Below are 23,102 nucleotides of genomic sequence, written 5' to 3' on the forward strand. Positions count from 1 at the left end.
TGGGCATGTGCCCGGCGGGCGTCAGGTCTGGGCGTAGGGCGCCGCTTCCAGCTGCCGGGCCAGATCTGCCGCGCTGATCGGGCGGGACAGGGCAAACCCCTGGATTTCATCGCAGCCATAGGCCTGCAGCAGGGCCACCTGTTCCGGCGTCTCGGCGCCTTCGCCCACGGTGTTGTAACCCAGGCCGTGGGCCAGGCTGATGACCGCCTGTACCTTCAACTGGGCACGCCTATCGGTGGGCAGGTCGTTGATCATCGACTTGTCCAGCTTGATGGTGTGGATGGGCAGTTCGGTGAGGTAGCCGAAGTTGCTGTAGCCACTGCCGAAATCATCGATGGCCACGCGCACGCCGGCCGCGGCCAGGTGCTGCAGTTGTTCGCCGGGCAGCGAATCCGCACGCAGCCATTCGCCCTCGGTGATCTCGATTTCCACATCGCTGCAGGACAGCCCCTTGCACAGCAGCGCGGAAATGAAGGCATCGGCCATGCCCTTGCGGGACACATCGCGCGCAGACAGGTTGATGGACAGGGTGAGGCTGAGGCTGAGGCCTTCGCGCCGCCATTGCGCCAGCTGGCTGAAGGCGTGTTCCAGCACCCAGGCGGTAACGCCATCCATCAGCGTGGTGCGCTCGAATACGGGAATGAACTCGGCCGGGCTGACCGCGCCCAGCTGCGGGTGGTTCCAGCGCAACAGCACTTCGGCCGCGACCGGGGCGAGATCATGGGCGCGGAAGCGCGGCTGGTAGACCAGGTGGAACTGGTCCTGCTGCAGCGCCTGCTGGCCGTCGGTGGCCAGACGGTAGCTGCGCTGCAGGCGTTCATCGCGGCTGGGCGAGTACCAGCAGCAGGTAACCTGGCTGGCAAGGGCCGAGCCGAGCGCGATCATCATCTTGCGCAGCACATCGTCGGCACTGTCACGGCCCAGGGCGGCCTCGCACAGGCCGGCATGGAACTGCGGCGCCAGCGGAACCGATGCCGCCATCAACGGGCGGATGAGATCGTCGTGCAGCAGGTGAACCAGGCGTTCGATGGCCTCGCGCGCGGGCAGTTCCACCACGAAGGCGAAGCGGGTGGCGCCCACGTGGTAGACCTGGGCCACGCCGTCGAGGGCCAGGTTGAGGCGTACCCCGGCACGGCGGATCAGTGCTTCCAGCGGCACCATGCCCAGCACCTGGCCGGCCTCGTGGGCGCGCGGTAGATCCAGGATGTCGATCATTACCGCGAAGCACGGCTGGCCCGGCGTGCGCACCGCGCGCGCGGCGTAATCGATGGCGAACTGGTGGCGGTTGGGCAGGCCACTGACCGGATCGCGACGGCCGCTGAGGGTGCGCAGCTCCAATTCGTTCATCACCGCCATGCCCAGCGTCTGCAGTTGCCGGCGGTCATCGGCGGAAAACTGCCGGGGCACGCTGTCCATCACGCACAGCGCACCGATGGGTACACCGTTGGCGGCCACCAGTGGCGTACCGGCATAGAAGCGCAGGTGCGGCGGCCCGGCCACCAGCGGCAGGCTGGAAAAACGCGGATCCACCCGCAGATCGTTGATGACCAGGCCGGCTTTGGAGCCGATGGTGTGGGCGCAGATGGAATCGCGGATATGCGATTCGGCCACGTCCAGGCCTTGGCGTGATATCAGCCGCTGGCGGTCTTCTTCAATGAGCGATACGAAGGCCACCGGCGTGCGGAAGGTGCGCGCCGCCAGGTCGGTCAGCCGATCCAGCGAGGCGCCCGCGGCGTCGTCCAGGACGTCCAGGCTGCCCAGCGTCGACATGCGTTCTTCGGTACGGGTAGGGGCCATGTGCGTGTTCCGGTTGAACAGGGGCGCCATAGAGCCGAAGCAGTGCCGTGCAGGCGGCACGGCGGTGATGACAGGGTTGCAGGTGTGGGGCGGTGCCGTTGTGCAGAAACGGCAAGCATCGCGTCAAGACGGGTTTTCGCGCCGCTGGCTGCGACGCCGGTACAGCACGGCGCGGTTGCGGCCGCCGTGCTTGGCGCGGTACAGCGCCTTGTCGGCCTGGCGGATGACCAGGTCTGCGTCGGCCTGGGTTTCAGGGAAGTGGCTGACGCCGGCTGAAATGGTGACGTGCCCGACGAAGGGGAAGGCGTGCGCCTCGATCACGCTGCGCAGGCGCTCGGCCACCTGCAGGGCGGCGTCTGCGCTGACCTCGGGCAGCAGGGCGAGGAACTCCTCACCGCCCAAACGGCACAGCACGTCCTGCGGGCGCGCGTTGGCACGCATGCACTGGGCGATGCCGGCCAGCACCTGGTCGCCGGTCTCGTGGCCGTGCTGGTCGTTGACATCCTTGAAGTGGTCCACGTCCAGGGTGATGACCCCGAATGTCACGCCCGAGGCATTCAGTGCGCTGAGCGCGCGTTCCAGCCCGCGCCGGTTGAGCAGCTGGGTGAGGGGATCGGTGAGGGCCGCCTTGTCCAGCAGCCCGATACGTTCGTTGAGGTTGCGGAAGCTGACCAGCACGGCCTGCTTGAGCTGGGCGGCTTCGTGGTACCAGGAATTGACCGCCTTGACCTGAGTGATGGCGGCGCCGACATCCTGGTCCTGTGCGTGCCGGGCCAGTTCCTGCAACGGCGAGGCGATGCGCCGCGAGCACAGCCAGATCAGCAGCAGGGTCAGCAGCCCCAGCGGCGCGGCATTGCGCAGCACCGTGGCCGTCAGGCTGCCCATGGGGGCCACGGCCGCATCGGTTGGGCGCTGGGCGACGATGCCCCAGCCGGCCGCGGGCACCGGCGCGAAGCCGGCCAGCATCGGCACGCCGTGGCGGTTGTGTGAGTGCAATGCGCCGGCGCGGCCCTGGCTGAGTGCCTCCACGGCGGCATTGCGGGTGGCGGCCTGGCCGACGCGGTCCGGGTCGGGGTGGTAGAGCACGGTGCCATCGCGGCTGACCACGTACAGGTACGAACCATCGTCGTAGGGATGGGTGCCGAGCAGGCTGTGCAGCACGTTGGGGTCGCGCAGGTGGATGGACGCGGTGATGTAGCCGGCGTAGTCGCCGTCGGCGTTGAACACGGGGTGGGAGAGGGTGACCACCAGGTTGCCGGTGTGGGCAACGAACGGATCGCTGACCATTGGTACCCGCTGCTGCAGCGCCTGCCGGTTGGCCGCACTGGTGAGGGCCTTGCCCTGCAGCTCGGGCAGGGCCGGTGAGCTACCCACCACAACGCCCTGCGCATCGACCGAGATGACGCTGTTGAAGGCATCGGTCTGCAGCTTGACCCGTTCCACTTCATCGTCGTGCGCCGCGGTCTGGGCGGCATTGCGGCTGAGGCGTTCGGCGCCGACCGCCAGCTGCTGCTGCGCGTTCAGCACGAAGTGCTGCGTGGACTGCGCCAGCGAGTGCGCGTACACCCGGTTGGCTTCCAGGCTCTTTTCAAGCAGCTGCTGGCGCTGCACCTGGTAGCTGGCCCAGACCGCATTGCCCAGCATGACCAGGGCCGAGAGCGCGGCAAGCGCCAGGATCAGCCGTTGCAGGTTCACCCGCTGGATCGATGCGTTCACCCTGCGCCCCAGGCAGTTGGTAGGGCCTCAGGTTACAAGCCGGGGGCAGGGGGCGCGTGGGCAGGTCTTCACACGACATGCCAGCGTAGCTTGCACGCTGGCGGTCGCGACTGCCGTGAGCCGCTTAGCCGAAGCTCGGGCCAGCACGGCCGCTGGGGCCATCCTGGTTTCGCTGCTGTTCCATCGCCAGCTGATGCTCCCGCTGGGTGCTATGAGCCAAGGGCAGCATGCATGAATGAGTATGCTCATACTCAATCCATCGCCCCACAGGGTGCTTGGTTGATTGGGTTGGGCGAAGTTTGTCGCTACCTCAGTCAGTGGCGTGATCGTCCGTTGTCAGTGGATGCGTGCGCTATTGACGGGTGCGCTTACAGCACGCACTCCCTGCCAATATCCAAGGTAACGGTGTAGTCCGTGTTGCCCGAAAGTACCCCAGCGTCCTTGTATGCCAACAGAGCTTGCTTAAGGCTCTCTATGACCGATTGCTTGTATGGGCCAAGTGTCGGTGGCAAGCCATTGGTCCCGTTCAGTCTGACCAGTAGCCAATGCGACCACCCTGGTTCTCCTGGCTTTCCGTTCCCACCCAACAGGTCCAAGCGGACCGTCAGTAGCGTTCCTTTCCAGTAGAACGACCACACGCTTTCATGATTTGTCTCCGCCTCAATGCCCCGCGACAGGATCCTGAGATAGATGTCCTGCTCGCGATCGATGGTCCACTGACGGGAAACTCCCCCGCTTCTGAAGCTGGCGTCAATCTCGGCCAAGTGATATCTGGCCGAATCCTCCGGTGAAATGTACTCGTTGACAAATGGCATCGTGTCCTCGTTAAAGAGTGCTCCTTGGCGTTGTCAGCGGATTCCTGTGCCATTGAACGGTGCGCTCATAGCACGCACTCATCTCCAAGCTCCAAGGTGATGGTGTAGTCGGTATTCTTTGAGAAAACGCCGCCGTCCTTGTACGCCACCAGCGCCCTCTTCAGATCATCCAGAATTGCCTGCTTCTGCCGCTTGAGCGCTAGCGGCAAGCCATTGCTTCCGTTCAGAGAGACAAGTCGCCAATGCGACCATCCGGGATGTCCTGGTTTCCCCTTGCCATCCAGCAGATCCAACCGGATCGTCAGCACGGCTCCCTTCCAATAGAACGTCCAGTGGCCCTGATGACGAAACTCCTGTTCACGCCCGTTTGCAAGATTGCGCAGATAGATGTCCTGGTCGCGGTCGACGGTCCAGTCGTGCGACTTGTTCCCGCCGATGACCTCGGCATCAATCTCGGCCAGGCGGTACGTGGCCGAATCCTCCGGTGAAATGTACTCGTTGACGAACGGCATCGTTTCCTCCCCGGGCGCGCTGTTGGCCTTCATGGGATTCTATCCATGTAGGACGGGTTGCTTCCTGCGGCTTCTGCGCCCGGCCGGAATGCCCGAGCTGGGGTAGGGGCGTGCTGGATGATGTCCCCGAGTTCGGCCAAGCCAAAGGCGTCACCACCAGCCCCTGCACTTGCCACCCCATTTCCGATTAGCATGCCCCCACCGGCCGCTGGTTGTTCGCGCCGACCCCGTTTCCCCCACCAGCGAAGGACCGCGAATGGAAACGCTGACCGTAAGACAGGTAGCCTGGAAAACCCTGCTGATCAATCTGATCGCGGTGGTGGTGCCGCTGTCGGTCATCGTGCCGTGCGCCTATGCCATCCAGCACACATCCGCGCAGACCGCTTTCCTGATCGCCACGCTTTCGATGGTGGGTGGGGTGAACTACCTGATCGTGCGCCATGGCACCTACCTGATTGATATAGAGCTGTCCCCGGGCGCCATTGCGATCCGCCAGGGTGAGCGCACGCTGTTCGCTTCACCGTTCTCGGCAATTCGCAGCTACAACGCGTACCCGTTCATCAACCGCCGCGGCGGCCATGTGCTGCGGCTGGATTCTGCCACGGGTCGTTACTGCGGCCTGCTGACCTGGCGCGACTTCAACGCACCCGACGAGGAGGACAAGGCCAGCTTCGTCGGCCTGTATAGCGTGCTGGATCAGCACGTTGGCGGGCGCAAGCGCACCACGGGCGTTGACCTGCTGCTGAAGCTGTTTTCAACCGCGCCCTATATCGCCTTGGCGGTGGCGTTGCTGATGCTGGTGGGCATGTTCGTCCACGTGATTCAACGTTGAAGCAAACAGGGCGCCACAGGAGGTTGCCACGAAGGACCAGCAGTACAGCACTGGGCTGCATGCCTGAATGACCGCGAAGCCAGGGCGCCGCCTGTTGGTCGCGGCCGTGCTGTTCGTGGTCGGCATGACCGTGTTCTTTGCCGCGTGGTTCGGCCTGGCCCTGCTGTTCGGCGACCGGCAGGACGGTGGCGCGCTGGCACTGAACACCGTACTGGTGGGGTTCTGCGCCTTGGTGCTGCTACCGGTGCTGCATCGGGGCATACAGCGCGGCATCTGGCATTACGTGCGCGAGGGTGAAGCCGGGCGCAGGCCCGGTTCATTTCAACTGGGCGCCAACGTGGCATCGCCGTACGCCGACGTGCGTTGGCCGTGGTTGTTGCGGCTGCGTCATGCCGTGCTGTACGTGCTAGGCATGGCGCTTGTCTTGTTCGTGTTCCTGCCGTTGGACAACCAGCGCGCCTTCGCTGGCTGGGTCAGCCGTTTCAGCGTAAGCCCTGCGTTTGCCGGCCAACTGAACATGCTGCTGTTCGCGTGGTTGCCGCTGCTGGTATTGATGGCGGTCTGCATGCTGCTGCTCTACCGTCAGGTTCGCCGCCGCGATGCCGGTCTGTTGGATGAGGCGGGCAAGCGACTGCTCAACGCCGAGATGAGCTGGCTGTTCGCCTTCGCCGGGGCGCTGGCCGCCACGATGCTGGTGTGCCGCGTGGCGGGATCCGTGGTGGGGGCGTAGCGGCGTAGGGTCACCCCTTCGGCTTGGCAAACACATCCAGGCCGGTGCCGGTTTCCAGCAGCGATTTCAGGCTGGACAGCACGATTGGCCAGCCCTGGCGGATGCCGGTATCCATGCCACTGCCGGGCTCCAGGTCGTCGTGGGTAACGGTCAGCCGCACCATGTCTTCATAGGGCACGATATCGAACGTCACCCGGCTGTAGCTGGCAGGATTATCTGCCTGCGATGCCGCCGCCCAGGTGATCACCAGGCGCGAGGGTGGGGTGCTTTCCACCACCTCGCCGACCAGTTCGACCGTGCGTGCATCGTTGGCGCGCACATGCTGCCAGCGCGAACCGGGCTGCCAGTCCGATACGTTTTCGTGACCCCAGTAGGTGCGCGCGACTTCCGGGCGGGTGATGGCATCGAACACCTTCTGCGGTGTGGACGCGATGTAGATCACGTGGATGAAGCGGGTGGCCTCGGTGGGCATGGTCATTCTCCTTCCAGTTCGCGTTTCAGGTCATGCAGCAGGGTCAGCCGCTGCTGCTCGAACTTGCGTACCCAGCGCTCGTAGACGTCATGCAGCGGCACCGGGTTGATGAAGTGCAGTTTTTCCCGGCCACGGCGCACGGTGCTGATCAGGTTGGCGTCTTCCAGCAGGCCCAGATGTTGGGTGGCCGACTGCCGGGTCATCTGCAGGTGGTCGCATAGCTGGCCCAGGGTCTGGCCGTTCTGCGCACACAGCCGGTCCAACAGGGTGCGGCGCGTGGGGTCGGCCAGGGCTTTGAAAACCTTGTCTGCATCCATGCGGTGGGTCAGTTCCACTCGTCAATCTTGATGTCGCGTGGGCTGGGTTGGCCGCTGCCGGTTTCCAGCAGGGATTTCAGGCTCATCAGGAACATGGCCCACTTGGTGCTGCAGTGCCGGGTAAATTCGGCGCGCTCGCTCCAGCCTTCGTGGGTGAACAGCACGATGCTGTACTCACCTTCCTGGCGCAGGGCGAAACGGATGTGGGTGCCGATCCATTCCGGCGGTCCGGCCAGCACTTCCCACAGCACCAGGGTGTCTGGCTGCAGTTCCTGCAGTTTCATCTGCATGACGCCGCGTTCTTCGCCATGGGCGGTGAAGCGTAGGTGCAGCGTGCCGCCCGGGTGCCGGTCGCCGGTGGTTTCCTCGGTCCACCAGGCGGCGACGCCCTGCGGGGTGGCCAGGGCCTGGTAGACCTGTGCGACGGGTGCCTTGATACCAACGCGGTGCGCGATCTTGACCATCTCAGCGTCCTCCGGTAGGAGGGCGGCCCACGGCGTGGGCCGTCCATGGAGCTGAGAATAGGCAGGCAATTGCCTGCATGTCAACGGCGCCCCGTATTCAGTTCAAACCGGGCTGTCGGTGGATCGGCTCAGCGCTTCCCACTGGTCGATACGCTGGGCCATGGCCTGCAGCTTGCCGCGCACCAGGTGCAGGGCATCGCTGCCCAGCAGCAGCTGGCTGGGCGGGGTGGGGCTGTCGATCACCTGCAGCATGGCCTGCGCGGCCTTCACCGGATCGCCCAGTTGCTGGCCGCTCTTGGCCTCGCGCGCGTTGCGGATGGGGTCGAACAGTGCGTCGTAATCGTCGATTGCACGTGGTGCACGCACCATGGAGCGACCGGCCCAATCGGTGCGGAACGAACCGGGCGCCACCGCCGTGACGTGGATGCCGAACGCGGCCACTTCCTTGCCCAGCACTTCGCTGATGCCTTCCAGCGCGAACTTGCTGCCGCAGTACCAGGCGATGCCAGGCATGGTGATGAAGCCGCCCATGGAGGTGATGTTGAGGATGTGGCCACGGCGGCGCGCGCGCATGTGGGGCAGCACGGCCTTGATCAGCGCGGCCGGGCCGAACACGTTCACCTCGAACTGGTGGCGCAGTTCGTCCAGCGTGGATTCTTCCAGGATGCCTTCGTGGCCGTAGCCGGCGTTGTTGACCAGCACATCGATGGCGCCGATTTCGGTCTCGATGGCGCTGATCAGCGCGTCGATGGCCTGTGCATCGGTGACGTCCAGCAGGCGCCCGAACGCACGGCCGGGGGCGAGGGTTTCGAAGTCGCTGCACGCCGCGGCGCTTCGCACGGTGCCGACCACGCGGTGGCCGGCCACCAGCGCCTGCTGGGCCAGGGCACGGCCGAAGCCGCTGCTGACACCGGTGATGAGGAAGAGGCGGGATGCTGTCATGGCGGAGGGCTCGTGTGAGGGAGCTTGCACGTTAGTGCTTGAGCCCGGCATCGCCCAGGCCTAAGCTTCGTCCGTTCTTGCCTATTTCTACGAGGGCGCGATGTCGCGCGATGAGCCGACCCAGCCGCAGGCGCAGGCGCGCATGGTGGAGCTGCTGCAGGCGCTGGCCGTGGACGAGGGCTACACGCTGACCGCGCTGCCCAGTGTGCGGCTGCTGCGTTCGGACCGGCCGCTGGCGCGCACGCCGGTGCTGTACGACCCGGGCATCGTGATCGTCTGCCAGGGCGTGAAGCGCGGCTACCTGGGTGGGCAGGTTTACCAGTACGACCCGCAGCACTATCTGGCCGTGTCGGTGCCGGTGCCGTTCACCATGGAAACCGAGGCCACCGCCGAAACGCCGCTGCTGGCGATCTACCTGCACCTGGACCTGCAGTTGGCCGCCGACCTGCTGATTGAACTGGGCGAGCGCGCGGGCAGCAGCGCAGCGCCTGCGCAGAGCATGATGGCCAGCCCGATGCAGGGCGCCCTGCAGGCCACCGTGCTGCGTCTGCTGGAGGCCTTGGCCGACCCGCTGGAAGCAGATGTGCTGGGAGCATCGCTGGTGCGCGAACTGTATTTCCGCGTGCTGACCGGCGCGCAGGGCGCGGCCATGCGCGAAGCGTTGGCAATGCGCGGGCGCTTCGGGCGCATCGGCAAGGCGCTGCGGCATATCCACGCCGCGTACTCCACTGCGCTGGATGTGGATGCGCTGGCCGCCGAGGCCGAAATGAGCGTAGCCACCTTCCACGAGCATTTCCGCAGCATTACCGGCACTTCGCCCATGCAGTACGTGAAGTCCACCCGGCTGCACCAGGCGCGGCTGCTGATGCTGCGGCAGGTGATGACTGCAGAAGCGGCATCGCTGGCGGTGGGCTATGCCAGCCCCTCGCAGTTCAACCGCGAGTTCAAGCGGCTGTTCGGGTTGCCGCCAGCTGCCGAAGTGGCACGCATGCGGCGCAGTTTCGCGCTGCCCGCGCCGGTGGAGGGTGCGGTGTTTGTGTCGTCGCATTGAGGGGCGGCCGTGCATGGCGGTGCGCTACCCACTACGCACCGGTAGCGCCGGGCCACGCCCGGCGAGCGCAGCGGCCCACTTGACGACATGGCCTACCAACTAGTAGGTTAAGCGCCATGAAAGAACAGCTCTCCCTGAAAGCGCTGGAAATCCTGGCCCAGGCCCGATCCCTGTTGGAAGCCGGTGGCTACAACGGTTTCAGCTATGCCGACGTGTCGGCGCGGGTGAACATCAGCAAGGCCAGCATCCACCACCACTTCCCCAGCAAGGCGGACCTGGTGCGCACGGTGGTGGTGCTGTACCGGGCAGAAGCCCGCGAAGGTCTGGCGCTGCTGGACCGGCAGTTGGGCGATCCGCTGAAGGAACTGAACGCTTACGTGGATTACTGGTCCAGTTGTATTGCCGGCGGTACGTCGTCGTTCTGCATCTGCGCGATGTTGGCGGCCGAGGCGCCGTTGATTCCGACAGAGATCGCCGATGAAGTACGCGGCCATTTCGAAGATCTGAGCGGGTGGCTGACCCTCACCCTGGAAAAAGGCGCGGCGCAGGGGCAACTGCGCCTGCAAGGCGCGGCGGCCGACGAGGCGAAGGCCTTCATGTCGTCGGTGCATGGCGCGATGCTGGCCGCGCGTGGCTTTGGTGACGCGGCCACGTTCGCGACGCTGGCGCGCCTGGCTATCGCGCGGGTAAGCGCGGCAGCCTGAGTGTTGTGTGGTGGGCCTGCGGCAGCGCAGGCCTTTCTTTTGTCCATCAAGCCTACCTACTAGTAGGTTTACATAGAGTCCGGAGTTCCTCATGGCACACCCTCTTTCCACCCTCGGCGCAATCCATACGGCCGTCAGCCTGATTCCTGTCCTGGCCGGGCTTTACAGCTTTATCCGCCATCGCGCGATCGACCCGTCCACTCGCTCAGGCAAGCTCTATCTGGCCGGTCTGGTGCTGTCAGTGGCGACGGCATTCACCGTATCCAGTACGGGTGGGCTGAACCCGGGCCATGCGTTTGGGGTGATCGTGCTGCTGATCGCCTTTGGCGGCGTTCTGGCGGGACGCCTGCGCGTGTTGGGGCGTCTGGCGCCGTATCTTTCAACGTTCGCGTTGTCCTTCAGCTTCCTGCTGTCGTTGGTGCCGGGCACCAATGAAACACTTACCCGTTTGCCGGTGGGGCACCCGATTGCGGCTGCGCCGTTGGCACCGGTCGTGCTGCAGGTACTGTTGTGCTGCGCAGTGGTGTTCGTGGTCGGGTTCGCTGCGCAATGCTGGCGGATTCGTTCGCGAGCTACCCGCGTTGGCGTGCGGTAATCAGCACCCCACCAGCCGATCCGCACTGACCGTCCCACGATGCTGGCTGCGGTATTCCGTTGGGCTGGCATCGACCAGCCCACGGAAGTGTCGGCGGAACGATTCCTGCGAACCGAACCCGGCCTGTTCGGCCACCCATTGCAATGGCCGGTCGGTGGTTTCCAGCAGTTCGCGGGCAAACGCCACGCGCTCGCGGATGAGCCAATCGATGGGCGACAAGCCGGTGGCTTCCAGGAACTGCCGCTGCAGGGTGCGCTGGCTCAGTGCGGCCTGTTCGGCCAGGCTGGCCAGCGAATGTGCATCGCGGATATTGCGGCGCATCCATTCCATCAGTTTGGCCAGCCGCGTGGGTTCGCCATTGGGAATGGCCCGACTGACCCGTTGGCTGCGTTCGGCATCACGCCACGGTGCCAGCACCAGCCGCTCGGCCACCAGGTTGGCCACGCGCGCGCCGTAATCCTTGCGCACCATGTGCAGCATCATGTCCATGCCGGTGGCCGAACCAGCCGAGGTGATGATGTCGCCGGTATCGACGTAGAGCACGTCGTCGCGCACGTGCACGCGCGGGAACTCGCGGGCGAGCGTGTCGGTCAGCCGCCAGTGCGTGGTGGCCTGGCGGCCATCGAGCAGGCCGGCCCAGGCCAGCACGAACGCGCCGGAGCAGATGCTGGTGATGCGTGCGCCGCGCGCGTGGGCACGGATGAGCGCATCGAGCAGCGCCTGAGGGGGGCGCTCGCTGGGTTCGCGCCAACCGGGAATGACGATGATGTCGGCATCTTCCACCGCATCGAGCGTGTAGGGCAGCTGCACCTGCGCATTGCCGAGCATGCGCAGCGCACCGGGTTCGCCGGCGCACACCTGGGTGCGGTACCAGGCCACGCCCAGTTCCGGGCGGATGGGCGCGAACAGACCGACGGCACAGCCGAATTCGAACAGCCCCTGGCCGTGGCAGGCCACGATGGCAACAGTGGGGGCGGCGGGTTCGCTGGGCATGGGGTGATGCTAGCGAGGCGCGGCGGTAAGCGCAGGGATGCGCGGGCATGTGGTGATGCCGTGCTGGCATATGGAGTAGGGGTCAGAGCCCTTTCCTGCGGAAAGGGATCCGACCCCGGACGGGTGCAGTGAGTTGGGGTCAGATCCCTTCCACAGGAAGGGCTCTGACCCCGATGGGGTGTGTGGGATGGCGTGTGGGGTCAGAGCCCTTTCCTGCGGAAAGGGATCCGACCCCGGCTGCGTAAGGTCATTACCAGCGGTCATGTGGCTGGCGCGATATGACGGTTGGGTGACGCGATTTCGCCTGTTGCGTGGCGGGCGGGGGCTCTTGAATGGAGGTGTGTCTCCGGCCCACCCCCAAGAGCCCCCATGCCTGCCGCCCACACGCCTGTCCTGAATACCCTTGCGGTTCTGATCGCGGCCACGCTGGCCGCTGCACCTGCCCACGCCGCCGATGCCGATGCACCGGCCAGCACGGCCAGCGCCACCTCGGCCAACCTGGCTGCGTCCACGCTGGATGCGGTGGTGGTGACCGGTTCGCGCACCAGCACGCGCACGGTGAAGAACAGTTCCACCCCCATCGATGTGATCTCGGCCGAGGATCTGGCCTCCACCGGCCAGGCCAATCTGCTGGAAGCGCTGCAGCGCAGCCTGCCGTCGCTCAGCCAGATTGGTGGCTACCAGAGCGACCAGGAAAGCCTGATTCGCGGCTACCAGCTGCGCAATCTGTCGCCGGGCTACACGCTGGTGCTGGTGAACGGCAAGCGCCGCAATGCCAGCGCCTATGTGAGTGGTGCCAACGGCGGCGGCTACCCCGGCCACGCCTGGGCCGATCTGGCGCTCATTCCGGTGTCGGCCATCGACCATGTGGAGGTGCTGCGCGACGGCGCGTCGGCCATCTACGGTTCTGACGCCATTACCGGTGTGATCAACGTGATCCTGAAGTCGCAGGCGCACGGCGGCGATGTGTCGGTGGAAAGCGGGCAGAGCTTCGATGGCGATGGCACCCGCACCAGCGTGCGCGCCAATGTGGGCCTGCCCTGGGGCGAGGATGGTTTCATCAATCTGTCTGGCGAAACCACGCGCCAGCACCATGCTATTCGCACCCGGCGCTATATCGATGGCTACCTGAGCTACCCGGCAGTGGATGCCAATGGCAACCTGGTGGCGCTGCGCCCGAACAACCGTCTACCGGCCGGCGCATCGCCGAACCCGGCCGAGGCCACGCGCGATGCCGAGGCCAACACCATCCTCAGTTCGCCGTCCTACGCCTTGAAGGCCTTCGCGGTGAACGTGGGGCACGGCCTGGGCGAGAGCGCGCAGTTCTATGCCAATGCCACGGCCAGTGACCGCACGGCGCAGGCAATCCAGAACTTCCGCCTGCCGGCCACCATCTTCACTACCTACAAAGCGCCGGGCGTGCTGAGTGTGTTTCCCGATGGCTTCCTGCCGGTGCTGGAAACCAAGGAGAAGCAGTACACGGGCACAGCCGGGGTGAAGGGCCAGCTTGCGGGCTGGGACTACGACGCCAGCCTGACCGGCAACCGCAACACGGTGCGCACCTACACGCGCAACTCGGTGAACTATTCGCTGCCATACCCCGGCTCGCCCACCGATTTCTACGACGGCAAGCTGGACTACCAGCAGGGCATCGCCAATCTGGACCTGCGCCGTGGATTCGAGGTGGCGGCCTTTGCGTCGCCGCTGGAAGTGAGTGCCGGTGCCGAGTACCAGCACGAACAGTACGAACGTGGCGCCGGCCAGTGGGAGTCCTATACCGGCTTCGGGGCAGCGGCGTTCGTGGGCTATTCCACCGCCGATGCGGTGAAGGCCACGCGCAACAGCAAGGCGGTGTACGCCGGTGCAGCCACCAACATCACTTCGCGCTGGTACCTGGATGCGGCCGCGCGTTGGGAAGACCACTCTGATTTCGGCACGGTGTCCACCGGGCGGCTGACCACGCGCTTCGACTTCACCGATGCGCTGGGCGTGCGCGCCACGGTCAGCAATGGCTTCCATGCGCCCAGCCTGGGTGCGCAGTTCTACCAGGCCACCGGCAGCTGCCCGTGCGGCACCACGCTGGTGGCGCAGGTTGGCTCGCCGGCTGCCGTTGCGCTGGGTGCGACGCCGCTGAAGCCGGAAAAGGCCACCAACTACAGCCTGGGCGTGACCTGGGACCCGAGCCCGGGCTTCCATCTGGCGGTGGACGCGTACCAGATCGATATCCGCGGGCAGCTGGGGCAGTCCAGCCAGATTGGCTACAACGCACAGGACCCGGCGCGCATCACCGACAACAGCGGCACCGTGCTGACCGCCGCGCAGAAGAACACCATTGACGCGCTGCTGGGTACGGCCGGGATCAGCATTCTGCCCGGCGATGCGTTCTACGCCAGCTACTTCACCAACGTGGGCGACACCCGCACGCGCGGCGTGGAGCTGACCCTGGAAGCAAACCAGGACACGGCGTGGGGCAAGCTGCGCTGGACGTACGCGGCCAACGTGGGCCGCACCACCATCCAGAAGGTGAGTGCGATTCCGGCGGCGCTGCAGGGCCTGCCCAACATCAACCTGCTCACCCGTTCCAGCGAATACGCGCTGCGCTACCGCACCCCGCAGTACACCCAGGTGGCGGGGCTGGGCTGGCAGAACGGGCGCTGGCGCTCGAACCTGGACTTCACCTACTACGGGCCGATCAAGCGCCTGAACAACGGCGTGGCCTACACGCAGCCGCCGGTGCTGGTGACCAACATTTCCGGTGCGGTGGAGCTGGGCGCGGGCTGGAGCGCCGCGCTGGGGGTGAACAACGTGTTCGACAAGCGCACCCGCAAGGTGCCCGAGTACGCGCGCAGCGCCACCGACGTGGCCAGCATTGAAACCACCTGGGATACCGGTGATGTGCTGAGCACGGTAGGCGCGGTGTGGTACGGGCGGGTGAACTATCGGTTCTGAGGTGTAAGGCAGTCGAGCGTGGCTCGACTCTACAAGAGCGCGTAAAGCGGGGGTTTCTATGTCTTCTGTGGTGAACGTGGTGGCATTGGTGGGCTCGCCGACGGGGTCGGCGACATCGCGTACGTCGTTGCTGGTGCGGCATCTGCTGGATGCGCTGCAGCAGCGGGTGCAGGCGCGGGTGGAGTGGGTGGAGCTGGCGCCGATCGCGCGCTCGCTGGGCCAGGCGCTGTCGCGCGATGAGGCCGCGCCTGCGGTGGAGCAGGCGCTGCAGACCATCGAAGCGGCTGACCTGCTGGTGGTAGCCGCGCCGGTCTATCGCGGCTCGTACCCGGGTCTGTTCAAGCACCTGGTGGACTTCATCGGGCTGGAAGCGCTGGTGGATACGCCGGTGCTGCTGGCCGCCACCGGCGGCAGCGAGCGCCATGCGCTGGTGATCGATCACCAGCTGCGGCCGTTGTTCAGTTTCCTGCAGGCGCACACGTTGCCGATCGGGGTGTATGCCACGCCTGCCGATTTCGATGGCGAGCTGATCAACAGCACGGCGCTGCAGGCGCGCATTGCGCTGGCTGCCGAGCGGGCCGGCGGGCATCTGGCGGCGCAGGGCGTGGCGCTGCCGGTGGCGTTGCGCCGCATTGCCTGACATCGCCCGTGATGGCCATGACGCGCAGCACTGTGCTTATGGCCAACACGCATCTGCATGGCCGGATCTGACCGCCGATTGTCGCGCACTGGCGCAGTGGCGGCGCTCGGTCTCTCTAGCATCGAAGGTGACGCGGCAGGATCACGCCGCACCTGATGAGGACTTCACTGTGGCGGTAGACGCATTCCCCAAGCCCATCCTGTTCCTGCTGGATCGCCAGTTCGAGGATGGCCAGCTGCCCGGCCAACGTTTCTTCTGCCGGCACAGCCTGCTGCTGGAAGGTGCGCTGTCCAGCATTGACGGTCTGGATGACCAGCTGGACGTGCGCCGGATCGGGTTCGCCCGGCCGCGCCGTGAGGTGATTGCCGAAATTGGCGAGCAGGACCAGTCGCTGCCCAAGCTGGTGCTGCCGCAGGGCGTGCATAGCGAACACGCCAGTGGCGCGCACCAGGACCGCCAGGTGGTGTCGGGTGCCGAGCCGATTCTGGCGGCGCTGAATGCCCTACTGGGCATTCCCGTGGCCCACCCCTGAGCGAGGACGCGCGCATGAGCTACCAGATAAGCGTATTGGACAAGAGCCCGGTGGCCGAGGGCGCAACGCCGGAGCAGGCGCTGCGCAACAGCCTGCAGTTGGCGCAGCGCGCCGAGCAGTTGGGTTACCACCGCTATTGGTTTGCCGAACACCACGCTGCGCCCACCCTCGCCAGCCCGGCGCCGGAAGTACTGGCGGCCTGGGTGCTGGCGCAGACGCGGCGCATCCGCATTGGCAGCGGCGGGGTGATGCTGCGCCACTACGCGCCGTACAAGGTGGCGGAGAACTTCAACCTGCTGGCGGCGCTGGCGCCGGGCCGGGTGGATCTGGGCGTGGGCAAGGCCCCCGGCGGCCTGCCGGCCTCGACCGCGGCGCTGGCGGCGGGGCGCCCGGCCTTCGCCGATTTCGACCAGCAGCTGCGCGATCTGGAGGGCTATCTGGCCGGCACCCGCGAGGATGCGCAGGCACGGCCGGTACCGCAGGCCGCACCCGAACGCTTTCTGCTGGGCGCCAGCCCACACAGTGCACGCCAGGCCGCCGAACTGGGTTGGCGCTTCGTCTACGCGGCGCACTTCGACGGCGACCCGCAGCACATTGAAGCGGCGTTCGAGGCCTACCGCGCGCTGTCCACGCAGCCGCCGTTGCTGGCCACGGTGGCCTTCGCTGCGCCTACTGCCGAAGCGGCGGCGCGGCATATCGGCGCGCTGCGCGTGTACAAGCTGCACCTGGCGCCGGGGCAGACGGTGAACCTGCCGAGCCCGGAAGCGGCAGCCGAGTACGCCCGTCAGGTGGGTGTGGCCGAGTTCCGTATCGAGGAAACCCGGCCCAGCGTGCTGTCCGGCGATGCCGCGCACGTACGCGCAGAACTGGACGCGCTGCACCGCCGTTTCGGCGTGGGCGAATTCATCCTGGACGCGCCGGTGGCCGATATGGATGCGCGCCTGACCTCCCTTGAACTGCTGTCGCCCGCACCGCGCGCGGCGGTGGCCTGACCTGCAGGAGATTCCCCCATGAGCACGACCCCGCGTCCCATTCCGTTCGGCATCATGCTGCAGGGCCCTGGCAGCCACATGCATGCGTGGAAGCACGCATCGAACCCGGCCGATGCCAGCGTGAACCTGCAGTTCTACATCGACATTGCGCGCACTGCCGAAGACAACGGCATTGCCTTCGGCTTCGTAGCCGATGGCCTGTACATCAACGAAAAATCCATTCCGCACTTCCTCAATCGATTCGAGCCGATCTCGTTGCTGTCTGCGCTGGCTACGGCGACGAAGAAGATCGGCCTGGCGGGGACCTTGTCCACCTCATACAGCGATCCGTTTACGGTGGCGCGCCAGTTTGCTTCGCTGGATCTGCTCAGCGGCGGCCGCGCCGGCTGGAACGTGGTGACCTCGCCGCTGGAGGGGTCGGGCCGCAACTACGGCCGCCCGCACCCGGAACATGCGCTGCGCTACCAGATTGCCGATGAGTACCTGGAAGTGGTGCAGGGGCTGTGGGATTCCTGGGATGACGATGCGTTCGTGCGCGAGCGCGACAGCGGCGTGTTCTTCGCACCGGAGAAATTCCGCCGCCTGGACCACAAGGGGCGCTTCTTCCAGGTGGAAGGACCGCTGAACATCCAGCGCTCGCCGCAGGGCCAGCCGGTGATCTTCCAGGCCGGCTCTTCCGACGATGGCATTGCACTGGCGGGCAAGTATGCCGATGCGGTGTTCACCCATTCGCCGTCGCTGGAGGAAACCCGCGCCTTCACCCAGAAGGTGAAGAATTCGGCCATTGCCCATGGCCGCAGCGCGGCGGAGGTGAAGATCTTTCCGGGCATCGGCCCGATCGTGGGGCGCACCGCCGAAGAGGCCGAGGCCAAGTACCAGGCCATTGCCGCATTGGCGGGGCTGGACGATGCGCTGGCCTACCTGGGGCGCTTTTTCGACCATCACGATTTCAGCCAGTACGACCCGGATGCGCCGTTCCCGGAGCTGGGCGAGGTGGGCAGCAATTCGTTCCGCTCCACCACCGACCGCATCAAACAGGATGCGCGCACCCAGGGCCTGACCCTGCGCCAGGTGGCGCTGCAGGCGGTGAGCCCACGGCCGAACTTCATTGGTACGCCCGAACAGGTGGCCGACGAACTGATCCGCTGGTTCGATGCCGGTGCCAGTGATGGCTTCATCCTGGGCTTTGCCGCGCAGCGCGAAGGGCTGGATGACTTCGTGAACCTGGTGTTGCCGATCCTGCAGGCGCGGGGTTACCACCAGCGGGAACTGCAGGGGCAGACCCTGCGCGACAACCTGGGCTTGCCGTACAAGGCCAGCCGCCATGCGGTCGATGCCGCGCCAGCGAGGAAGGTGGGGTAGGGCGATGAGCGGAGACATTTCGGTAGCGCCGGGCCACCCTCAGCGCGTTTCCGCAGCGACCGGCGTGCTGCCGGAGATCGCGGCACGCGCTGCCGAGGCCATCGCCATTCGCCACGACCTGCACCGCCACCCGGAACTGGCGTTCGAGGAACACCGCACCAGCGCCCGCGTAGCCGAGCTGCTGCAGCACTGGGGCTATGCGGTGACCACCGGCGTGGGCGGCACCGGCGTGGTCGGTACGCTGCAGCGTGGCAACGGCACGCGCCGGCTGGGCCTGCGCGCGGACATGGATGCCTTGCCGATTGCCGAGGAATCCGGGCTGGCGTATGCCAGCCAGAACGAAGGCCTGATGCATGCGTGCGGCCACGATGGCCACACCGCCATCCTGCTGTCGGCGGCGCATTACCTGGCCCACCATGGGCGCTTCAGCGGCACCCTGCACCTGGTGTTCCAGCCGGCCGAAGAAACCGGTTCGGGGGCCTCGAAGATGATCGACGACGGCCTGTTCGAGCGCTTCCCGGTGGATGCGATCTACGGCCTGCACAACTGGCCGGGCGTGCCGGTGGGGCATTTCGGCTTCGTGGATGGCCCGGCGATGGCATCGGTGGATTGGGCGCGGCTGAAGGTGATCGGCAAGGGCGGCCACGGCGCCGAGCCGCAGGGCAGCGTGGACCCGATCCTGGCCGCAGCGCATATCGTGACCGCGCTGCAGAGCGTGGTGTCGCGCAATGTCGACCCGCGACAGATGGGCGTGGTGACCGTGGGCTCGATCCACGGTGGTCAGGCGGCCAACGTGATTCCCGATGCGGTGGAACTGACCCTGACCGTGCGCGCCTACCTGCCGGAGGTGCGCGACACCCTGCGGCGGCGGGTGATCGAGATTGCAGAGCAGACCGCTTCGGCATTCGGCGCGCGCGCGGAGATTTCCTTCCCGCGCGGCTTCCCCAGCGTGATCAACCACGCCGAGCAGACCGCGCTGGTGCGTGATCTTGCGGTGCAGGCGTTTGGCCGCGGGCAGGTGGTGGCCGACTTCGCACCGCGCACGGCCAGCGAGGATTTCGCCTTCCTGCTGCAGGCGCGGCCGGGCAGCTTCATCTTCGTCGGCAACGGTGACAGCGCCTCGCTGCACAGCCCGCGCTACGTCTTCAACGATGCAGCCATTGCGCCGGCCGCCAGCCTGTGGGCGCGGCTGGCCGAGCACTACCTGGTGGAGGAGGCAGCATGAGTACGGTGTTTGAGAACGAGCGCTTCCTGTACACCGGCGTGGACGATCCGCTGGCACGGCCGCTGTTCGATGGGCTGGAACAGGAATACGACAGCCGCTACGCCGATGTGCGGCGGCGCATTGGCGGCAGCGCCCGCGAGGAACTGCAGCGCTACCCCGCGCAGGCGTTTGCCGCGCCGGTGGGCGCGTTCGTACTGCTGCTGCGCGACGGCGTGGCCATTTCCGGTGGCGCCTTCATGCCGCACCGCGATGCCGACACCGCCGAATTCAAGCGCATCTGGACGCTGCCCGGCCTGCGCCGCCAGGGCATTGCGCGGCGGGTGCTGCAGGAACTGGAAGAGCAGGCCGCACGCCAAGGCTACCGGCGCGTGTTCCTGACCACCGGCTTCCGCCAGCCCGAGGCCGTGGGCCTGTACCTGAGCCACGGCTACACGGCGCTGTTCGACCTGCACGCCGACCCGGAAACCATTGCGCATCTGCCGTTCGAAAAGAGGTTGCGCGCGCCGCAGCCGGGTGCAGGCGCGGTGGTTGCCGCACGCCAGGCGGTGCATGCATGAGCACGCCTTCGACCGCGCTGGAAGGACTGGCCACGCGCGCTGCCGTTGCACCGGCATTGAAGATCGTACCCGCGCGGCACCCGCTGCAGGTGGTGGGCACGCTGCTGGCGTTGGCGCTGATCCTGATCGGCCTGCAGTCGGTGCTGGGCAACCCGCGCTGGGGCTGGGGCACGTTCGCCGAATGGTTCTTCGCCAAACCCGTGCTGGAAGGACTGGGGCGCACGCTGCTGCTGACCGCACTGGGCACCGGGCTGGGCTTTGCGCTGGGCACGCTGCTGGCGCTGGCCCGGGTATCCGGCTCGCCGTTGCTGGCGGCGGTGTCGTGGGGCTATGTGTGGCTGTTCCGTTCGATCCCGCTGCTGGTGCTGTTGTTGCTGCTGAACAACCTGGGTTACCTGTACAGCACCATTGAACTGGGCGTGCCCTTCACCGGCATCAGCCTGTTCTCCTACCCGACCACGCAGCTGATCGGCGTGTTCACCGCGGCGGTGTTGGGCCTGACCTTGAACCAGGCAGCGTTTTCGGCCGAGGTGATCCGGGGTGGCATTCTGTCGGTGGACCATGGTCAGTATGAAGCGGCGGCCGCACTGGGCCTGCCACGCGGGCGCCAGGTGCGCCGCATCATCCTGCCGCAGGCGATGCGCTCGATCCTGCCGGCCGCCTTCAACGATGTGATCGGGCTGGCCAAGAGCACCTCGGTGGTTTATGTGCTGGCACTGCCCGAGCTGTTCTACACCGTGCAGGTGATCTACCGCCGCAACCTGGAAGTGGTGCCGCTGCTGATGGTGGCCACGGTCTGGTACCTGGTGATCCTGACCGTGTTGTCGCTGCTGCAGCGGCGGGTGGAGCAGCGCTTTGCGCGTGGCCAGCTGCAGCGCGAGCGCAGCGTATCGCGGGTGTCTGAGGTGCCGCGTGCGCGCGCTGCTGTGCCCGGGGATGGTGATCGCCCACGCGTGGCGGTGCCGGTGGAAGCCGGGCAGGGCGCGGCGGTGACCCTGCACGGCGTGGGCAAAGTATTTGATGAGCAGGTGGTGCTGGACGATGTGAGCCTGGACCTGCGCGCGGGCAGCGTGACGGTGCTGATTGGTCCTTCGGGCGCTGGAAAATCCACGCTGCTGCGGCTGATCAACCATCTGGAGCGCGCCGACAGTGGCTATGTGAGCGTGGCCGGGCAGCTGATCGGCTACCGCCGCGAGGGTGACACCCTGTACGAACTGCCCGAGCGTGAAATCCGCCGCCGCCGCGCCGAGGTCGGCATGGTGTTCCAGGGCTTCAACCTGTTCCCGCACCTGACCGCGCTGGAAAACATCATGGAAGCGCCGATCGCGGTACGCGGAGTGTCGCGCGTGCAGGCCGAGCAGCAGGCACGTACGTTGCTGCAGCGGGTGGGGCTGGCCGACAAGGCCGATGCGTTCCCGCGGCAGTTGTCCGGCGGCCAGCAGCAGCGCATCGCGATTGCGCGCGCGCTGGCGCTGCAGCCGAAGGTGCTGCTGTTCGATGAACCGACTTCGGCACTGGACCCGGAGCTGGTGGCCGAAGTGCTGAGTGTGATCGAGGAACTGGCGCGCTCGGGGACCACCCTGGTGATTGTGACCCATGAACTATCTTTCGCCCGCCGCGTGGCCGACCACGTAGTGATGATGGACCAGGGCCGGGTAATCGAGCAGGGCACGCCCGAGGCGCTGTTCGAGCGCCCGCGCCAGCAACGCACCGCCGATTTCCTGGCCAAGACCCTGTAACCCTTTCGAGCGACCCTATGAGCCCTGCATCACACCGTCGTCCTTCGCGCAGCACGTTGCTGGTTGTGGGTGTGCTGGTGATCGGCATTGCCGGCATCGTCTATTCGCGCGTGCGGCAGGCACCGGCGCCTGTGCCGGCCGCCAGCGTTACCTTGGCCGGTGCCGACGCCCCGGTGCTGCGCGGCACGCCGGACCCCAAGGCGCAGGCGCTGCTGCCGCCCGACTACCGTTTCGTGACCCCGGGCGTGCTGACCGTGGCCACCCACCCGGCGCAGCTGCCGTTGGCCGACTATGGTGCCGACAGCAAACGGGTGATTGGCGTGGAGCCGGACATCGCGCAGCTGATTGCCGACGGCCTGGGCCTGAAGCTGGTGCTGGTGCCGGTAGCGTGGGCCGACTGGCCGCTGGGGCTGGAATCGGGCAAGTACGATGCGGTGCTGTCGAACGTGACGGTGACCGAGGAGCGCAAGAAGAAGTTCGATTTTTCCAGTTATCGGTTTGACCTGCTTGGCATCTACACGCGCACCGACGGACCGATCCAGAAGATCGAAAAACCTGCCGATGTGGCGGGGCTGAAAGTGGTGGTGGGGGCCAGCACCAACCAGGACCAGATTCTGCGGCACTGGGACCAGCAGAATATTGCCGCGGGCTTGAAGCCGGTGGAGTACCAGTATTTCGATGATGCGGTGGTGGGGCGCTTGGCGGTGATTACCGGGCGCGCCGATGTGTCGTTTGAACCGAACGCGACCGGCGCCTATTCGGCGCGCGATGGCAAGGTGCGGCGGGTGGGGCTGTTCCCCGGCGGCTGGCCGGATTCGGCGGCGATTTCGGCAACCACGCGCAAGGGAAGCGGGTTGGCCGATGCGATTACCCAGGCGTTGAACACGCAGATTCAAAGCGGCACGTATGCGCAGGCGCTGCAGCGTTGGAACCTGGCTGAGGAAGCGGTGCCGCAGTCGCAGACCAACCCGCCGGGGTTGCCGGGGTTTTGAGGCACGCGTGCCAACCACGGTTGGCACCCACCGGAATGCGAGGGGACTGTGCTTTGGTAGGCGTCGACCTTGGTCGGCGCAGGGCGTGCCAACCAAGGTTGGCACCTACGGGATCGCGGGCGGTCTGTGCTTTGGTAGGCGTCGACCTTGGTCGACGCAGGGCGTGCCAACCAA

Annotated in this window: 23 protein-coding genes; 14 read left to right on the forward strand and 9 right to left on the reverse strand. The window is 66.3% G+C overall.

Annotation, left to right across the window (positions count from 1 at the left end; all coding sequences use genetic code 11):
- Positions 1 to 21: 21 nt before the first annotated feature.
- The 4 genes from C1933_RS08515 to C1933_RS08535 form a co-directional block, all read right to left on the reverse strand.
- A complete protein-coding gene (locus C1933_RS08515) occupies positions 22 to 1,797 on the reverse strand; it encodes a sensor domain-containing phosphodiesterase (RefSeq protein WP_234414681.1) in 1,776 nt (591 codons plus the stop codon).
- Positions 1,798 to 1,920: 123 nt separating this feature from the next.
- Positions 1,921 to 3,513 (reverse strand): sensor domain-containing diguanylate cyclase, encoded by a 1,593-nt coding sequence (locus tag C1933_RS08520; protein ID WP_234414683.1) that lies wholly within the window; start codon positions 3,511 to 3,513, stop codon positions 1,921 to 1,923.
- Between the two features lie 368 nt (positions 3,514 to 3,881).
- Complete coding sequence (locus C1933_RS08530) at positions 3,882 to 4,328, reverse strand: hypothetical protein (RefSeq protein ID WP_108752899.1); 447 nt, start codon at positions 4,326 to 4,328, stop codon at positions 3,882 to 3,884.
- A gap of 65 nt (positions 4,329 to 4,393) precedes the next feature.
- Positions 4,394 to 4,873, reverse strand: coding sequence for a hypothetical protein (locus tag C1933_RS08535; RefSeq protein ID WP_234414684.1), 480 nt, complete (start codon positions 4,871 to 4,873; stop codon positions 4,394 to 4,396).
- Between the two features lie 223 nt (positions 4,874 to 5,096).
- Here C1933_RS08535 and C1933_RS08540 point away from each other — a divergent pair, with 223 nt between their 5' ends.
- Positions 5,097 to 5,672, forward strand: a complete 576-nt coding sequence (locus C1933_RS08540; RefSeq protein ID WP_108752900.1) for a hypothetical protein — start codon at positions 5,097 to 5,099, stop codon at positions 5,670 to 5,672.
- Positions 5,673 to 5,796: 124 nt separating this feature from the next.
- Complete coding sequence (locus C1933_RS08545; protein ID WP_234414715.1) at positions 5,797 to 6,402, forward strand: hypothetical protein; 606 nt, start codon at positions 5,797 to 5,799, stop codon at positions 6,400 to 6,402.
- A gap of 10 nt (positions 6,403 to 6,412) precedes the next feature.
- On the opposite strand, the gene C1933_RS08550 is transcribed toward C1933_RS08545, so the two are convergent.
- The 4 genes from C1933_RS08550 to C1933_RS08565 form a co-directional block, all read right to left on the reverse strand.
- Positions 6,413 to 6,874, reverse strand: coding sequence for an SRPBCC family protein (locus tag C1933_RS08550; RefSeq protein ID WP_108754782.1), 462 nt, complete (start codon positions 6,872 to 6,874; stop codon positions 6,413 to 6,415).
- 2 nt (positions 6,875 to 6,876) lie between these two features.
- Positions 6,877 to 7,191, reverse strand: coding sequence for a metalloregulator ArsR/SmtB family transcription factor (locus C1933_RS08555; RefSeq protein WP_108754783.1), 315 nt, complete (start codon positions 7,189 to 7,191; stop codon positions 6,877 to 6,879).
- Positions 7,192 to 7,199: 8 nt separating this feature from the next.
- Positions 7,200 to 7,655: an SRPBCC domain-containing protein gene (locus tag C1933_RS08560; RefSeq protein WP_108752902.1), complete on the reverse strand. Its 456-nt coding sequence runs from the start codon at positions 7,653 to 7,655 to the stop codon at positions 7,200 to 7,202.
- A gap of 102 nt (positions 7,656 to 7,757) precedes the next feature.
- On the reverse strand, positions 7,758 to 8,597 hold the full coding sequence (locus C1933_RS08565) for an oxidoreductase (protein ID WP_108752903.1): 840 nt from the start codon (positions 8,595 to 8,597) through the stop codon (positions 7,758 to 7,760).
- Between the two features lie 100 nt (positions 8,598 to 8,697).
- On the opposite strand from C1933_RS08565, the gene C1933_RS08570 reads away from it, so the two are divergent.
- The 3 genes from C1933_RS08570 (at position 8,698) to C1933_RS08580 (ending at position 10,947) form a co-directional block, all read left to right on the forward strand.
- Positions 8,698 to 9,648, forward strand: coding sequence for an AraC family transcriptional regulator (locus C1933_RS08570; RefSeq protein ID WP_199911426.1), 951 nt, complete (start codon positions 8,698 to 8,700; stop codon positions 9,646 to 9,648).
- A gap of 116 nt (positions 9,649 to 9,764) precedes the next feature.
- A complete protein-coding gene (locus tag C1933_RS08575) occupies positions 9,765 to 10,352 on the forward strand; it encodes a TetR/AcrR family transcriptional regulator (protein WP_108752904.1) in 588 nt (195 codons plus the stop codon).
- Between the two features lie 91 nt (positions 10,353 to 10,443).
- On the forward strand, positions 10,444 to 10,947 hold the full coding sequence (locus C1933_RS08580) for a hypothetical protein (RefSeq protein WP_108752905.1): 504 nt from the start codon (positions 10,444 to 10,446) through the stop codon (positions 10,945 to 10,947).
- Here the strand turns inward: C1933_RS08580 and C1933_RS08585 are convergent, their stop codons facing one another.
- Entirely contained in the window at positions 10,948 to 11,940 is a 993-nt protein-coding gene (locus tag C1933_RS08585) for a helix-turn-helix domain-containing protein (protein WP_108752906.1), read from the reverse strand.
- Between the two features lie 369 nt (positions 11,941 to 12,309).
- Between C1933_RS08585 and C1933_RS08590 the strand changes: the two genes are divergently transcribed.
- The 9 genes from C1933_RS08590 to C1933_RS08630 all read left to right on the forward strand — a co-directional run bounded on the left by C1933_RS08590 (position 12,310) and on the right by C1933_RS08630 (position 22,928).
- Entirely contained in the window at positions 12,310 to 14,889 is a 2,580-nt protein-coding gene (locus C1933_RS08590) for a TonB-dependent receptor (RefSeq protein WP_108752907.1), read from the forward strand.
- Positions 14,890 to 14,947: 58 nt separating this feature from the next.
- Positions 14,948 to 15,529: an FMN reductase gene (gene msuE / locus C1933_RS08595; protein ID WP_108752908.1), complete on the forward strand. Its 582-nt coding sequence runs from the start codon at positions 14,948 to 14,950 to the stop codon at positions 15,527 to 15,529.
- A 169-nt stretch (positions 15,530 to 15,698) separates the two neighbouring features.
- Positions 15,699 to 16,061, forward strand: a complete 363-nt coding sequence (locus C1933_RS08600; RefSeq protein ID WP_108752909.1) for a DUF3088 family protein — start codon at positions 15,699 to 15,701, stop codon at positions 16,059 to 16,061.
- 14 nt (positions 16,062 to 16,075) lie between these two features.
- Complete coding sequence (locus tag C1933_RS08605) at positions 16,076 to 17,053, forward strand: MsnO8 family LLM class oxidoreductase (protein ID WP_108752910.1); 978 nt, start codon at positions 16,076 to 16,078, stop codon at positions 17,051 to 17,053.
- 18 nt (positions 17,054 to 17,071) lie between these two features.
- The gene (locus C1933_RS08610; protein WP_108752911.1) at positions 17,072 to 18,415 is read left to right on the forward strand and encodes an LLM class flavin-dependent oxidoreductase; all 1,344 of its coding nucleotides are present in this window, start codon (positions 17,072 to 17,074) and stop codon (positions 18,413 to 18,415) included.
- A 4-nt stretch (positions 18,416 to 18,419) separates the two neighbouring features.
- Positions 18,420 to 19,640 carry a M20 aminoacylase family protein gene (locus C1933_RS08615; RefSeq protein ID WP_108752912.1) on the forward strand — a complete coding sequence of 407 codons (1,221 nt, stop codon included), beginning with the start codon at positions 18,420 to 18,422 and terminating at the stop codon, positions 19,638 to 19,640.
- A 5-nt stretch (positions 19,641 to 19,645) separates the two neighbouring features.
- Positions 19,646 to 20,197 carry a GNAT family N-acetyltransferase gene (locus tag C1933_RS08620; protein ID WP_108754785.1) on the forward strand — a complete coding sequence of 184 codons (552 nt, stop codon included), beginning with the start codon at positions 19,646 to 19,648 and terminating at the stop codon, positions 20,195 to 20,197.
- On the forward strand, positions 20,194 to 21,936 hold the full coding sequence (locus C1933_RS20460; protein WP_108752913.1) for an amino acid ABC transporter permease/ATP-binding protein: 1,743 nt from the start codon (positions 20,194 to 20,196) through the stop codon (positions 21,934 to 21,936). The genes C1933_RS08620 and C1933_RS20460 overlap by 4 nt, the downstream gene beginning before the upstream one ends.
- 17 nt (positions 21,937 to 21,953) lie before the next feature.
- Positions 21,954 to 22,928, forward strand: a complete 975-nt coding sequence (locus C1933_RS08630) for an ABC transporter substrate-binding protein (RefSeq protein WP_108752914.1) — start codon at positions 21,954 to 21,956, stop codon at positions 22,926 to 22,928.
- The last annotated feature ends 174 nt before the right edge of the window (positions 22,929 to 23,102 follow it).

The organism is Stenotrophomonas sp. ZAC14D2_NAIMI4_6, assembly GCF_003086875.1.
Taxonomy (GTDB): Bacteria; Pseudomonadota; Gammaproteobacteria; order Xanthomonadales; family Xanthomonadaceae; genus Stenotrophomonas.